The organism is Thermotoga profunda AZM34c06, from assembly GCF_000828675.1.
Taxonomy (GTDB): Bacteria; Thermotogota; Thermotogae; order Thermotogales; family DSM-5069; genus Pseudothermotoga_B; species Pseudothermotoga_B profunda.
In genome coordinates, this window is record NZ_AP014510.1 from 1,790,456 (window position 1) to 1,804,079 (window position 13,624).

Here is a 13,624-nt window from a genome sequence, read left to right on the forward strand (position 1 = left end):
ATCATTTCCCCCTTTCTGCTAAAAAAACGGCCATATCATTTCTGATATGGCCGTGTGGGTGCTATAAAACCAAAAACGGACTAAGCGCCATTTAGCACCCACCGGCACTTGGTCCGTCTGACTATACTCAAAACAACTTGCTCATTGAATTTTTTTGCCCACAGTTGAATCTCGATCGATCTCACAGACAAACCTCCACAAAATTCTTTGCAAGTATGATACCAACAAAAGTCAACCTTGTCAATAGATTTTGATAGAATTTCAAGAATAATATACCAATATACCGTTAATATACACATGAGATTGTCTTGAAGCCCTGTTACTGTTGGATTTTTGCCGCAAAATTCTATTTTTGTACATGCTTCATTGTTCAGAGCCTGTGAACACATATAGCAAAACATATCCATTCACAATACCTATAGATATGAACAAAAAGGGGCAACCTTTTGGTTGCCCCCCGTGTTGATTGCAACAAAATTTTCAGGCACCGAGTATTCTGAGCACTGCTAAACGGGATAAGTTAGAATGGCTCAGCATACTCGTTGTAGATTGTGTCAGTAACTGTGATTTTATGAACTCCATCATAGTTCTTGCCATATCTGTATCTGTCAAGGTGCTCACACTCGAGGTGACGTTAACCATGGTGTTTGAAAGTTCTCTTGCTGCAGAAGTAAGTCTGTTAGTTGTTGCACCTATGTAGTTTCTGGTGTTACTGACCTGTTCAAGTGCTTTATCGATTTGCTTTATGGTATTCTGCGCATCTTGTACAGTGTTCAGATTCAATCTTTCTACGCCAAGAGTTTGGGTATTGATTGTACCTATTGTGATGGACATATTCTGTCCTTCGTTCGGACCGGTCTGTACTTGAAAGTTTTTTACTTCTCCTGCTAATACGGAGATGTTGTTGTATTGTGTTTGTTGAGATGTTTTATTTATCTGTTGTTGGAGTTGTTCGAATTCTCTTTGTAAGGCACTTCGATCGGATTCGTTCAGTGTAGAATTTGATGCCTGAACCGCTAACTCTCTCATTCTCTGAAGATTCGCAGTTATTGAATTCAGTCCACCTTCTGCGACATTCATCATGCCTATAGCGTTATATACATCGTACATCGATCTTTCATAACCCTTCAATTGTGCACGGAGTTTTTCAGAGATCACAGATGCAGATATATTTGTGCTGAAAGGTATCTGAGCTTGTGATATTTGCTGAGAAAAGATTCTCTGTTGATTTTGGAGAAATTCTAAATACCTCGCTGCCCACATACCTGTCACGTCATTTATTCTCATGAACCATCGCCCCTAATTCTAATTATACCAAAATTTCAACAAAGTGCAAGAAGTTATTGAAAAAATACCTAAAATCACGTGAATCAAAGGTGGTTTATATTTTACAATAGTATCTATTGATAATTTGCACATATATGCTAAAATTTTTTATAGAAATTCCACAAGGGAAGGTGATTGAATGAACAAAAAAATAGTTATACCTACCGTCGATGGCTCGATTATTTCATCACATTTTGGTAGAGCACCGTATTTTGCTGTTGTTGAGTTGGACGAACATGGGAATGTTATAACCATTGAAAGAATGCAAAACACAAGCGATCACTTTGGTGGCAGTGGAAAACCCAAAGATTTCTTGCTTGCTTTGAACCCAACTGTACTCATAGTTCAAGAGATTGGTCCGGGTGCTTTACAAGCTTTTGAGCAAGCGGGGGTATCGGTTTTCAGAACATACGCTGACAATGTAGAAGGAGCCATTCGAGATTACAAAAACAACGAACTTCAGAAACTCGACCGTGGTTGTACCCACTCATCACATGGAGGGCATCACGAATGAAGGGAAGATTCAGAAGGTGTATGCATGGTTTTATTGGTACGGATCTTTTGATACCTGCGATATTGGCTATTTTAAAGAAAGAACCAACTCATGGCTATTCATTGCTCGAAAAATTTTCCGAAATTGGTTTGAATCTCTCTTTTTTTCATCCCAGTATTCTATATAGAACGCTGAGGGCTATGGAAATACAAGGTTTGGTGAGTTCAAATTGGGATGTACAAACAAATGGACCGGCAAGAAGAGTTTACTCGATCACAAAAATTGGTGAAGATTTCTTGAAAAACTGGTGTTCAACTGTGACAGAGAATATCCAATTAATACAAAAGATTATCGATATAGCCAGAGGAGGTGAGTAATATGTATGGTTATGGCTTTAGAAGATGTTTTGTAGGTGAAGTTCCACCATGGCCATATGTAGGTAAAGGAAGACCAAAGTGTCTTTATCTGGGTTCCTTTGGCTTTTGTGTCCCAACAAAACAAGACGAACTCAGTTATCTCAAGGAAAGATCTGAGATGCTCAAAGAAGAATTAAAATGGATCGAGGAAAGAATCAAGACATTGGAGACTCAGAATTGAAAAGCCCCCACTTTGGGGGCTTTTTATTTACCAGTGATACCGATCTTAGGGAATGTAGCTGTTGTAATGCCAGAGATTTTCATTATCAGTTTTGCAACATCTGTGTTGTCCATCACTCCAGTGAAATAATTCGCGCCAGGTCCAAAGGCATACACTGGAACTGGAGCTGCTGTATGATCAAAAGTCGTCCAACCAAAACCCACTTTGCTACTTACAAATCTCGCGAGCTCACGCCTTAATTCACCTGTTGTGGTTTTTCTCAGAGATTCATATTCTTGATCTGAGATATCTATTCCATACCATTCCTTCAATCCAGCTATGAATTTTTCTTTTTCTTCAATCTTGAATTTTTTCAAGAACATAGTTGTAGTTCCCTTTGCCTTTCTGGCTTGGTCAACAAGGATAGAGTAATCACCTTTTGAGAGCGAGAGCCCTCCTGTTTCATGATCTCCTGTAACAACTACGAGTGTGTTACCATTTTGTCCGGCAAAATCAATGGCAACCTTAACTGCTTTGTCGAATTCGATTACTTCTTTCCAAACCCCATAAAAATCATTGGCATGAGCTTCCCAATCTATTTGCGATCCCTCAACCATCAATATGAAATCTTCACCAGATTTAGAGAGGATCTCAATTGCCTTTTTCGTCATGATATCCAAAGTAGGTTGTTCGGCAGGTCTGTCTGTCACTGGCTCAAGATGAGATGGTGCAAAAAGACCAAGTACCTTTTCGTCTTTGATACTGTCGAGCTCGCTCTTTTTTGTTAAATATCGATAGCCTTGTTTGACCATCTTTTCGATCAAATCTTCACCATCTTTCCTTCTACCACCCTTAGATTCTGGTAAAAAATAGGAATAACCTCCACCAAAGATTACATCGATATCTGCTTCTGATAGTTGTTTTGCCAGAACGAGTTCATCATCCCTGTTCATCACATGACCATAAAAAGCCGCGGGTGTTGCGTGAGTCACCCTACAGGTGACAACAATTCCTGTTTTGTAACCAAGTCCTTTTGCTAACTCCATCATAGAATAAACGATCTCTTTGTTTGGAAGAATTCCTATAGCTCCATTCAGGGTTTTGAATCCTGATGCCAGCGCAGTTCCAGCTGGTGCAGAATCTGTCACCCAAGAATCTGCCGAATAAGTTAATGTTATACCAGTGTGGGAAAACTTCATGATCTCTAAGACCTTGTTTTCGAGCATACTTGCAAGAGCCAATTGATTCATTGACATACCATCGCCGATGAGAAATATCACGTTAATGGCAAGAGTGTAGATACTGGAAATGAGAATCACCAGTACAACAAGAACCTTCTTCATACATACACCTCCTTAATTATGAATTGGTTTGACCATCTGCCTGTATCTCTTGGTCTGTTTTATTTATAACTTCGTGATTTCTAAGATCTGTGAAGAAATATAAAGAAATCTTCATTGAATTTTGTATTCACTGTGGTGATTGAAGAAGTTTTGTTATTAATGATGACTAAATTTTGAGACATTTGTACTAATGGTTTTTCTCTTTCTTTGTGATAACATTCATTATAGTTAAGAAAGGGAGGTGCTGGAATCGTGAAATTTTCACCGAAAAATCTGTGGTCTGTCAGAGATCGAAATCAAATCGAGTCCTTCAGTAAAGACTATGCAAAATTCATGGATCTGGCAAGAACTGAGAGAATGGCTATCAAAGAATCTGTTTTGATGCTTCAAGAAGCTGGTTTTGTACCTATGGAACGTTTTGATGGAACAACGGACAAAGTTTATGCAGTCAACCGTGGCAAATCTTTGATAGCTGTTAGATTAGTCGGGAAACTCGAAAACGGGTTAAACCTGGTTGCGGCACACATTGATGCACCCAGGCTTGATTTCAAACCACAACCTATTTTTGAAGAAGAAAAGATTGCCCTTGCAAGGACACATTACTATGGCGGCGTAAAGAAATATCAATGGTTCAGTTTACCCTTGGAGTTGCATGGCTATGTTGTGAAAGATACCGGTGAGGTTGTAGAGATCCACCTTGGTCAGTGCAAAGACGATCCAGTTTTTGTTGCACCAGATTTATTACCACACCTTGACAAAGAAGATGCACTTGTTAGCAAAAAATTCGACGCAGAAAAACTATCAATTGTACTCGGTACAATACCTCTTTCTGGTCAAGAAAAAGAAGCAGTTAAAACCCATATCCTCAAAATCTTAAAAGATAAATATGATCTGACAGAAGAAGACTTTGTCAGTGGCGAATTTGAACTCGTACCGGCTTTGAAAACAAGAAGTGTCGGTCTTGATGAAAGTCTTTTGGGTGCTTATGGTCATGACGACAGAATATGTGGTTATACAGCTCTAAGGGGGTTGATAGATGTTAAAAACCCCGTGCGTTCATGTGGCGTGATGCTTTTTGACAGAGAAGAGATCGGTAGCGAAGGTAATGCCGGAGCAAAAGCCAATTTCTATGTGGCATTTCTGAAAAAACTACTCAAATTACAAGGTTGTACAGATACATCTCTTGGTATAGATGAACTTTTTGCAAAAACTTCTATTATCTCTGCAGATGTATGCCCTGCAGTAGATCCAATGTTTAAAGAAGTCCACGATCTTGAGAATGCAGCAAGGGTTGGGTATGGTATAGGACTTGTTAGATATACAGGTAGTGGCGGAAAATCTGGTTCGAATGAAGCACACGCAGAGTTTGTTGCCAAAGTTAGAAAGGTTTTGAACCAAGAGGGCATTGTCTGGCAAGTTGCGACGATGGGTAAGGTCGATCGTGGTGGAGGAGGAACGGTGGCAAAATTCCTGGCGGAAAAAGGAGCTTGTGTTTTAGACATGGGGCCTGCCTTGCTTGGAATGCACTCACCTTTCGAATTGGTTTCAAAAGCAGATTTATTTGAAACCTATAAAGCCTACAAGACATTACTTGAAAAGCTCAGTTGAAAAAGGGGACCTTTCGGTCCCCTTTTTTGATCTTTCAGAACTTGGTATCGAAACTTAGAACAAACCTTGGTTCACCCATTAAACCTGCGTATGCTGAATATTCACAAACATATGCCGCAAAACCTATCTTTACAAAAGGTATATCGAGTTTTACACCACCTGTGAGCCATCCTGCGTGTAGACCACCATACAATTTGACAAAACCAAAATCAGTTCTCAAACCAAGGTTGATTTTTCTCAAAATTGTTTTTTCTTGATTCAAAAGATCTTCAAGCTCTGCAGCTACTGTCAAGAATTGCCAGGTGTAGGATGCACCGGTTGAAAGGACATACCTTGGACCACCTGTGAGAACATCATTGAAGTTCGCAAAAAAGCTCAAACCGAGTCTGAAATTGTTTATATCATAAGCTATACCAGCGCTTGTTATGAAGAATGGTTGATTTATATTGGTGAAAATCTTAGAAAGATCATCTGGCAATATACCTTCGAATGGATCTGAACCCATTAAATTAACAGTGGCAGGAAATTCCGTGCCGGTCGCAGGTATGATAAAACCGGCCATACCTCCTCCAACAGAAGCACCTACTCTGAGATTTTCAAACTTCATTGCCCCACCAACAACACCAAAATAATCCATCCATGCTCCAAGTTCTACTTTGTTAAGATTCATCAAAGAAAGATTCCAAAATGCTGTTGCTTGAAAAGCTCCCATACCACCAACCACAAAATTACCTATCTTTGCGCCGTATCCAGCAGCTAAATTTAAATCGTAGTTGTGAACACCTTGAATCGCCGTCAAAAGTTCAGTATCTGTGGCAAGATCTGTTATAGAAGCTGGATTAGAAATATAGGGAAACAATTTTGAGATCTCGGCGATGTTGTTTGAAAGTCCAGGGGAGACAATCAACTCAAAACCAGGTGTATACAAAGCCGGATTGAGTATCAAAGCATTAATACCTTCTGCAGTTGTCGTGTAAATGCTGCCCATTGCTAAACTGTCAATGGGCTTGAAAAACCCCGGGAAAACCTCCCATTGGTATGAAAATCCTACAAAAGTGACTATCAAAAGTATAAAGATGGCAAATTTCTTCATCATGCACCACCGCCCAGAATATCAAACAGATCTTGTAATTTTTCAGCATTATACAAATCATTGGTTGCTGGTGTAGTTGGTAAGCTCATCTCTATATTCAATATTTCAAATACATCTTGCATGATTTCATAAGCCCAGATGAATTCATCACATGCTTTTTCATCTTGATACAAACCGCTTGTTGTGTCAGAAGCAAGTTCTGTGAAAGATGCTGGATTTGTTATTGCCGCTTTGACTAAATTCTCATCTGTGACCTTTCCGTCGTTATTTATGTCAAATACCAAGTTGAGCATGTAACATAGATCGTACCACATACAGAAACCAGCGTACATTGGACTTGAATCTTCAGTCTGTGTAGCTGTGGCGAGTATGTAATAACCACTGGTCAAGAGTTTGAGAAGTTCAGTATTGTCTATGAAAGATGCGAGAATTGAAACAACTGTTCCTGCATTGGTTTCAACTATCTGCCAGAAATCTTCTCCATTGCCATTTTTAGACTTCGGCATGATCTTTGATAGATCCAACCCTAATTCTTGGGCGATATCCTCCAAATCAGAGATGACATCTGTCAGGCTCTTACCAGATTTTTCTGCGGCAGCTTGAATCAATATCTTAACAGCTTCTATCGCTTGATCGGTTAGTTCATCTTTTTTATCATACAAAGCTTTGGCAAAATCATAAAGTGTACTTGTTGAGTCGAGTAATTTCATCAATTGTTCATTGGTTAGTTCTAAATCAAGTTCATCATTCAAAACAGAACCTGCCAACGCTATTGCTTTGTCGTAGTTCTTACTACTCAAAGCACCTTCTGCCGCACTTAACTTTTGATCTGTTGTACCAGAAGACAGGAGATTTTGAAGTTCAAGATCTGCGAATAAATTGAAAGCACATGAAGACAAAAAGAGCCCAACAACCACAACGATCCAAGTCAGTAATAAATTCTTTCCCCGCACGAAAACCACCCCTTTCTTTGCTATGATTATATAACAAAAACTGCGGTGATTGAAATCACCGCAGTTTTTGAGATTTTTGATTTATACCTTCAAATTGATCTGGTGAATCGATTTTGGTTGGCCATCCTCTGTCAGATAAACACTGCTCGATGCAAGTTGACCAGATATTTCTTGGCCATCGTACATGTTGAACTTAGTTGGAACAAATCCCAAATATATGGCACCGACATTCATGCCTCTGAGTGAGAATAATTTTTCATTTCCATTTTCATCAATGAACCAAATTTTTAGCTTTGCAAAAATCGGGTCTGATTCATCGATCCACTTATTGCCATCTACATCGTATCTCGAAAGTTCTTTGAAACCATTTCCAGTTTTTGGTCCGAACAATTCCCTTCCACTATCTACCTTTCCATTTTCATTCAAATCTAAAACCAAAAAGCCAAGATTTGATGATGGGGCATTGAATTCATCTAAAACGCCGTCCAAATCAAGGTCTAACTTTATCTTCTTTGTAGAAAGATTAATCGGTAAATTATCAAAGTTGAGTACAAGTGGATCTTTTAAGGCATCGCCCAATCTCAACTGGAAGTTCTTTTCAAAGTACAGAGATCTTTCCATCTTCAGCGAAAGACTGAATTCAATCGTTCTTCCATCCTTTGTTTTGACAGTGCCATTTGTTGAAAAAACCATCTTTTCAGACTCAGAATACCTTTCATTGCTTTCGTAGATCAAGCCAAAACCCTGTTGATTTGAAAGGTTTTGGGTTTCTTGAGTTTGAAGATTTTCGCTTTTCTCTGAAAGCTCCAAAGCTAACAATCTGATCTTTTTGCCAGTTAGTTTTTCAAGTAAGTACTTTATTAATCTTAACTTTGCCTTTTCTTCGTCGGAAAGTTTTAGTACAGGCTCACTATTTTGCTGTTCGATAGATTGTACGTTACTCTGTTGTGGGTTGTACCAGACCTGCAACTTTTCGCTCTTTTCATAAATTTTTTCAAAACTATAGTAGCTCTTCGAGTCGATTGAATAACTTTCTATTTTCATCTTTCCACCTCGACCTATATATCGACAGAAAATCAAAAAATAAAAGGGTGACTCACGTCACCCTGAGTAGTTATACATGAAAAAACTATGTGTACAAATTTTTTCTTGACACCCAACCTTTTCTCAAGGTCTGTAGCAGAGCAGCCAGTCCTACCAGAACAAATCCGGTTAGGTCGGTTACAAGGCCAGGGAAGACTATCATGATGCCACCTATACTGTAAAGAACAGATTCAAAGTTTTTCAATCGTCCAAAGAAATAACCAGTTAAACCACCAGATAAGATTATCAATCCCAAGGCTGTAGTTGCTAAGGGCCAGACAAGTGATAATGGATTTTTCATACCGATGAGTAATATCTGTGGATAATATACAAAGACATAGGGGACCAAAAACGCAGCTATACCAAGTCTCGTTGCGGTCAGTCCTGTCTTGAATGGATCTGATCTTGCTATACCTGCTCCAGCCATTGCGGCAAGTGCAACAGGGGGTGTGATATCTGCAATGACACCAAAATAAAAGGCGAACATGTGTGCAGATAGTACCCAGACACCAAGCCTTAACAGAGCGGGTGCTGCAATTGTAGATGTGATGACGTAATTTGCCGTTGTTGGTACGCCCATACCCAAGATTAAACTCGTGAACATCGTGAAAATCAGGGTTATCAGGAGATTTCCCTGAGCAAGGTCAACGAGCGCTGTCCCGAGTTTCAGACCCATACCAGTTACTGTGACAACACCTATGATTATGCCAGCACATGCCGTGGCTGCGACAACACTCAAAGCACCTCTTGCACCAGCTTCAAGTGCAGCTGGTATATCAGAAAGTTTCATCCTGGTTCCTTTTCGAATCATCGAGGTTATCACAGATACCACTATCGCATAAAAAGCAGCCCGAACTGGCGTAAAACCAGTCACAAGAAGATACAATACGATTATCAATGGCAACAACAAATGTCCTCTTTCCAGAAGAACTTTACCGATCTTTGGCAATTGTTCCTTTGACATACCCTTTAATCCTATTTTTCTTGCTTCCCAATGAACGGCCATCCAAACAGCGAAGAAATAAAAGATGGCAGGGATCATCGCGGCAATAATGATTTTTCCATATGGTATACCTGTGAACTCTGCCATCAGAAAAGCAGCCGCTCCCATGACAGGCGGCATGATCTGACCACCAGTCGAGGCAGTCGCTTCGACTGCAGCGGCAAATTCCGGCTTGTATCCTAATTTTTTCATCATTGGTATCGTAAAACTTCCAGACCCCACCGTGTTAGCAACCGAGCTACCGCCAATGGTTCCCTCCAGAGCACTTGTAAAGACAGCAACCTTCGCAGGTCCACCGGAAGCCCATCCAACCAATGCATTGGAAAGATCGATGAACAATTGCCCAAGGCCAGTTTTCTCGAGAAAAGCTGCCAAAAGTATGAACAAAAATACAAAAGTTGCTGAAACACCAAGTGGTATTCCAAAGATTCCTTCGGTTGTATAAAATAGATGGCCAACCAGTCTCTGTATAGATGTGCCTCTATGTGCTAAGATTCCTGGCATATATCGACCAAATAACGCATAAACAATGAAAACACTCGCTACGATTACCATAGGTAAACCGATGATTCGTCTCACGGCTTCGAGAATCAAAAGTATACCAATGATACCCACGACAAGATCGAGTTTTGTAACAGTTCCGGCTCTTAAAACGAGTTCTTTGTAGTTGAAAACGATGTACAGTGTTGTCATCGGAGCCAATACGGCGAGTGCCAAATCCACTGAATGAATTTTGTCCTTAGGCCATTTTTTTCTTGTGGGGTAGAGTAGATAAATCAATGTCAAACCAAAGGTAAGGTGTATAGATCTCTGTATCATTGCATCCAGAACGCCAAAGGCCGCTGTGTAAAGCTGAAAAATGGAAAATGTTATGGCTATAGCTGTAACGACTTTTGCAAGAAAACCTCTGTATTTTCTGTAAGTAGATTCTCTATCGTATCTTTCCAAAACTTTTTGAACTTCTTCCTCCGAGACTTTTTCCTCCAGAATTTCCTGCTTTGGAGTTTTCTCTTCGTCCAAAGTCTTCACCCCTTATTTGAATCTAAAATCTACATTTATCGAGTGTTTGCAAGAAAGCACGAGTAAATCATTTGAATTTGCTATATCTTTGAACATAACTTTATCGTCTTTGAACAACAATCCATGACCATCTAAAGGAGAAACCCGAAGGGAGATCTCTTTAAATCTTCGGGAGATTTCTGCTTCGAAAAAACCGTTTTTTGTTTCAAATCTCCCCTCGGCTTGAAAAGGCAAGCCAGCCCCCATTGAGCTGTAACGAGTTTTATAAAGATATAGAGTATCATCACCTAATATTTCGTAAAATTCATAAACAGGTGTTTTTTCTACTGAGTGTACAAAAGTCAATATGAATTTTCCGTCTTCAAGTTTCTTAGTGTAAACCACCTTTCCTTCTTTACTCAAGATCAATACTGGTATTTTCTCAAAACGGAATGTCACCAAAAATGCTGCAAATAATACCAAAATAATAAACCAAAAGCGCATCGAAAATTAGATTCCCATTTCCGCAAAGAACTTTTCGGCCCCTGGGTGAAGTGGTATGGACATTCCTTCCTTGCCTGTTTCTGGGAGTATCATTTCACCTTTTGCATGAGCTTCGATCAGTCTTTTTTGATTTGCATACAATGTCTTGAGCATTTCATAAACAAGATCTGCTGGGAGATCTTCTCTCACAGCTAACATAGCCTTAACTGCTACTGTTTCGACGTCTTTATCAACACCTTTATAGGTATTTGCAGGGATTATTATCTTTGTATAGAATGGGTAGTTTTTTTGCAAAATCTGAACGATTTTCTCGTCAACTGGCACGATGGTTATTTTCTTGACTGCAGACACATCGATTATAGCAGCCGTTGGATGTCCTGCCGTCACAAAAGCTGCATCGATGTTTTCATTTTTCAGATTTTCTGCGGCTTCGGCAAAACTCAGATATTGCACCTTTATGTCGTTATAAGTGATACCTGCAGCTAATAAAATATGTCTTGCATTCACTTCCGTTCCACTTCCAGCCGCACCAACTGCTACTCTCTTGCCTTTTAAATCATAAACACTGTTGATACCTTTGTCAGCAAGAGCGACGATCTGAATTGTTTCTGGATAGAGAGTAGCCAATCCACGTAATCCCTTAAATGGTTGATCTTTGAAGAGTTCTATTCCAGCGTACGCGTAGTAAACCACATCGTTTTGCACAAAGATCACGTCGACTTCTTTGTTTTTCAGAAGATTTACGTTAGCAACGGAAGCACCCGTTGACTGAGCCGAAGCGTTGACGTTTTTCAAATTTCTCGTCCAGATATCTGCCATTGCCGCCCCAAGTGGGTAGTAAACACCTGCAGTACCACCGGTCGCGATCGTCAAAAAGGTCACAGCGAAGGTTGAGATTGCCAGGACAGCCAAAAGAAAACCTACAACAAATCTTTTCACTTGTTATCCCTCCCCTTGAAAGATGTGAAGTTCACGAAAAATTATATCACGTTAATAACTGCTAAGTTACCTGATACAACCCATCTGAAAAGTGTTGCTGAAAAGCATCTATTCAATTGATATTGCTCAAGGTAGCACACAGTCTGAAGACTTTATAAGCCTCTACATACGTGGATGCTTTGTAAACAATTGTCCTTGCATCCTTTTTGATCACATTTGGTATGAGTGATATCATTTCCGTCATTGCAGATCTTATGAAGGATATTTCTAACTCAACGGGTTCTTTTTCAATTGTTGGCTTGAAGTTTTTTAAGTTTTTCATAGCTTGTTTAACACCTTCTGTTAAGCGATCCTTTACCACTTCAAACGGATAAAGTTTTGCAGAATACCTACCATACGCCTCCTTGACAATTACACCAACAAAATCATTCAACTCCTCTTTTGCACATCTTATTGTGTTTTGATCTCCCGTGATCAATGCAATTGGTACCCCAAAAGCTCCAGCCAATCTACCGTTCAAGCCTGCTTCACTCATCGGTCTTCCATTGATTTTTGCAGTGAAAATTCTGCCAGTATATGTATGATCCATCACGGCTTCTTCACTACCAGCCCTTGCATGGTATCCAACAAAAAAGACTGCATCAAAGCTTTCATCTATACCTTGCATCATACTCCACGGTTTGGGACTACCACTTATCAGAACAGCCTTTGGATGCAATTCTTCGATGAGAATGTTGTCCATGTTGTTGTGCGAATCGTTGACAACAACCTCAGTTGCACCAAATTGATATGCGGCTTCTACCACTACATTTACTTCTTTTGTCATGATTTTTCTGAATCTTTCGTATTCTTTTGTGTCAGGCTCAACGTGAGAAAAAGATACTACCCCAGAGATACCCTCCATATCTGCTGAGATGAAAATCTTCATATTCAATTACCTCCTTCTGTGGTTTGTACACCATTCGACAAAGACTTCAAATAATCTCATTTGTTCTTGGTATTTCTCAAACATCCTCTCAGGATGCCATTGCACTGCCAAAATGAAATTGTTTTCATCGACATTCTCAACGGCTTCGATTATGCCATCTTCTGAATACGCTACAGATTTCAGTACGGGTGCAGTTTCTTTTATTGCTTGGTGGTGGAAACTATTCACTGCTATTTCAAATTTTCCGAATAATTTTTGTATGAAACTGCCTTGGATCAAACGTACTTTATGGGTGGGGTGATAACTTGGAGCATCTTGTGAATGCTTCAACACATGTTCATGCTGAGTGTAGATATCTTGGTAAAGACTTCCTCCCAGTGCAACATTGATGAGTTGTATTCCTCTGCAAATACCGAAGATAGGCTTCTTCATCTTGAAAAGCACTTGACACAAATTGATCTCAAGTTCATCTCTCTCTGGTGCAATTTGTCCCAGACCCTTTTTTGGTTCCTCACCATAATGATGAGGATCAATGTCAACACCACCAGAAAAAAGTACTCCATCGAGTGATCCTGCCAATTCATTTACAATAGCTGAATCTTCGTAAATGGGGATCAAAAGCGGAATGGCTCCAGCCTTCTCTAATGCTTTGTAATAAGCTTCGTTCAATTTTATAGAGTTTTCGTCGATTGAGCAGGTTATTCCTATCTTGGGCTTCATAATTTGAATTATACTACCTTTCCTGGTTCAAAAATCAAGGTTTTTCTTGTTGATTC

14 protein-coding genes are annotated in these 13,624 nt (G+C 39.7%); 4 read left to right on the forward strand and 10 right to left on the reverse strand.

Annotated elements, in window-relative coordinates:
- Nucleotides 1-480: 480 nt before the first annotated feature.
- A complete protein-coding gene (locus TSP02S_RS08740) occupies nucleotides 481-1,287 on the reverse strand; it encodes a flagellin (RefSeq protein ID WP_041083493.1) in 807 nt (268 codons plus the stop codon).
- 178 nt (nucleotides 1,288-1,465) lie between these two features.
- Here TSP02S_RS08740 and TSP02S_RS08745 point away from each other — a divergent pair, with 178 nt between their 5' ends.
- The 3 genes from TSP02S_RS08745 to TSP02S_RS08755 are packed head-to-tail and all read left to right on the forward strand — an operon-like array spanning nucleotide 1,466 to nucleotide 2,416.
- Nucleotides 1,466-1,840: a NifB/NifX family molybdenum-iron cluster-binding protein gene (locus TSP02S_RS08745; protein WP_052465404.1), complete on the forward strand. Its 375-nt coding sequence runs from the start codon at nucleotides 1,466-1,468 to the stop codon at nucleotides 1,838-1,840.
- Nucleotides 1,837-2,196: a PadR family transcriptional regulator gene (locus tag TSP02S_RS08750; RefSeq protein WP_052465405.1), complete on the forward strand. Its 360-nt coding sequence runs from the start codon at nucleotides 1,837-1,839 to the stop codon at nucleotides 2,194-2,196. Before TSP02S_RS08745 ends, TSP02S_RS08750 begins: the two co-directional genes overlap by 4 nt.
- A gap of 1 nt (nucleotide 2,197) precedes the next feature.
- Nucleotides 2,198-2,416, forward strand: a complete 219-nt coding sequence (locus TSP02S_RS08755; RefSeq protein ID WP_041083495.1) for a DUF5320 domain-containing protein — start codon at nucleotides 2,198-2,200, stop codon at nucleotides 2,414-2,416.
- A gap of 23 nt (nucleotides 2,417-2,439) precedes the next feature.
- On the opposite strand, the gene TSP02S_RS08760 is transcribed toward TSP02S_RS08755, so the two are convergent.
- Nucleotides 2,440-3,738 carry an alkaline phosphatase gene (locus TSP02S_RS08760; protein WP_041083497.1) on the reverse strand — a complete coding sequence of 433 codons (1,299 nt, stop codon included), beginning with the start codon at nucleotides 3,736-3,738 and terminating at the stop codon, nucleotides 2,440-2,442.
- Nucleotides 3,739-3,990: 252 nt separating this feature from the next.
- Between TSP02S_RS08760 and TSP02S_RS08765 the strand changes: the two genes are divergently transcribed.
- Entirely contained in the window at nucleotides 3,991-5,346 is a 1,356-nt protein-coding gene (locus tag TSP02S_RS08765; protein ID WP_041083499.1) for an aminopeptidase, read from the forward strand.
- 34 nt (nucleotides 5,347-5,380) lie between these two features.
- Here the strand turns inward: TSP02S_RS08765 and TSP02S_RS08770 are convergent, their stop codons facing one another.
- The 8 genes from TSP02S_RS08770 to TSP02S_RS08805 form a co-directional block, all read right to left on the reverse strand.
- Nucleotides 5,381-6,439 carry a hypothetical protein gene (locus TSP02S_RS08770; RefSeq protein WP_041083501.1) on the reverse strand — a complete coding sequence of 353 codons (1,059 nt, stop codon included), beginning with the start codon at nucleotides 6,437-6,439 and terminating at the stop codon, nucleotides 5,381-5,383.
- Nucleotides 6,439-7,392 (reverse strand): outer membrane protein assembly factor BamD, encoded by a 954-nt coding sequence (locus tag TSP02S_RS08775; protein WP_041083503.1) that lies wholly within the window; start codon nucleotides 7,390-7,392, stop codon nucleotides 6,439-6,441. Before TSP02S_RS08775 ends, TSP02S_RS08770 begins: the two co-directional genes overlap by 1 nt.
- Nucleotides 7,393-7,473: 81 nt before the next feature.
- Nucleotides 7,474-8,436 (reverse strand): hypothetical protein, encoded by a 963-nt coding sequence (locus TSP02S_RS08780; protein WP_052465406.1) that lies wholly within the window; start codon nucleotides 8,434-8,436, stop codon nucleotides 7,474-7,476.
- An 85-nt stretch (nucleotides 8,437-8,521) separates the two neighbouring features.
- Nucleotides 8,522-10,498, reverse strand: coding sequence for a TRAP transporter permease (locus tag TSP02S_RS08785; RefSeq protein ID WP_232503694.1), 1,977 nt, complete (start codon nucleotides 10,496-10,498; stop codon nucleotides 8,522-8,524).
- Nucleotides 10,499-10,510: 12 nt separating this feature from the next.
- Entirely contained in the window at nucleotides 10,511-10,981 is a 471-nt protein-coding gene (locus tag TSP02S_RS08790) for a DUF1850 domain-containing protein (RefSeq protein ID WP_052465407.1), read from the reverse strand.
- A 6-nt stretch (nucleotides 10,982-10,987) separates the two neighbouring features.
- Nucleotides 10,988-11,920 (reverse strand): TAXI family TRAP transporter solute-binding subunit, encoded by a 933-nt coding sequence (locus tag TSP02S_RS08795; RefSeq protein WP_041083505.1) that lies wholly within the window; start codon nucleotides 11,918-11,920, stop codon nucleotides 10,988-10,990.
- A gap of 112 nt (nucleotides 11,921-12,032) precedes the next feature.
- The gene (locus TSP02S_RS08800; protein ID WP_041083507.1) at nucleotides 12,033-12,848 is read right to left on the reverse strand and encodes a M55 family metallopeptidase; all 816 of its coding nucleotides are present in this window, start codon (nucleotides 12,846-12,848) and stop codon (nucleotides 12,033-12,035) included.
- A 6-nt stretch (nucleotides 12,849-12,854) separates the two neighbouring features.
- Nucleotides 12,855-13,568: a gamma-glutamyl-gamma-aminobutyrate hydrolase family protein gene (locus tag TSP02S_RS08805; RefSeq protein WP_041083509.1), complete on the reverse strand. Its 714-nt coding sequence runs from the start codon at nucleotides 13,566-13,568 to the stop codon at nucleotides 12,855-12,857.
- Nucleotides 13,569-13,624: the final 56 nt, after the last annotated feature.

Excerpts from the sequence above, each read along its gene's own strand:
- TSP02S_RS08740 (WP_041083493.1), bottom strand. The coding sequence starts at position 1,287 with ATGAGAATAAATGACGTGACAGGTATGTGGGCAGCGAGGTATTTAGAA.
- TSP02S_RS08745 (WP_052465404.1), top strand. The coding sequence starts at position 1,466 with ATGAACAAAAAAATAGTTATACCTACCGTCGATGGCTCGATTATTTCA.
- TSP02S_RS08750 (WP_052465405.1), top strand. The coding sequence starts at position 1,837 with ATGAAGGGAAGATTCAGAAGGTGTATGCATGGTTTTATTGGTACGGAT.
- TSP02S_RS08755 (WP_041083495.1), top strand. The coding sequence starts at position 2,198 with ATGTATGGTTATGGCTTTAGAAGATGTTTTGTAGGTGAAGTTCCACCA.
- TSP02S_RS08760 (WP_041083497.1), bottom strand. The coding sequence starts at position 3,738 with ATGAAGAAGGTTCTTGTTGTACTGGTGATTCTCATTTCCAGTATCTAC.
- TSP02S_RS08770 (WP_041083501.1), bottom strand. The coding sequence starts at position 6,439 with ATGAAGAAATTTGCCATCTTTATACTTTTGATAGTCACTTTTGTAGGA.
- TSP02S_RS08780 (WP_052465406.1), bottom strand. The coding sequence starts at position 8,436 with ATGAAAATAGAAAGTTATTCAATCGACTCGAAGAGCTACTATAGTTTT.
- TSP02S_RS08790 (WP_052465407.1), bottom strand. The coding sequence starts at position 10,981 with ATGCGCTTTTGGTTTATTATTTTGGTATTATTTGCAGCATTTTTGGTG.
- TSP02S_RS08800 (WP_041083507.1), bottom strand. The coding sequence starts at position 12,848 with ATGAAGATTTTCATCTCAGCAGATATGGAGGGTATCTCTGGGGTAGTA.
- TSP02S_RS08805 (WP_041083509.1), bottom strand. The coding sequence starts at position 13,568 with ATGAAGCCCAAGATAGGAATAACCTGCTCAATCGACGAAAACTCTATA.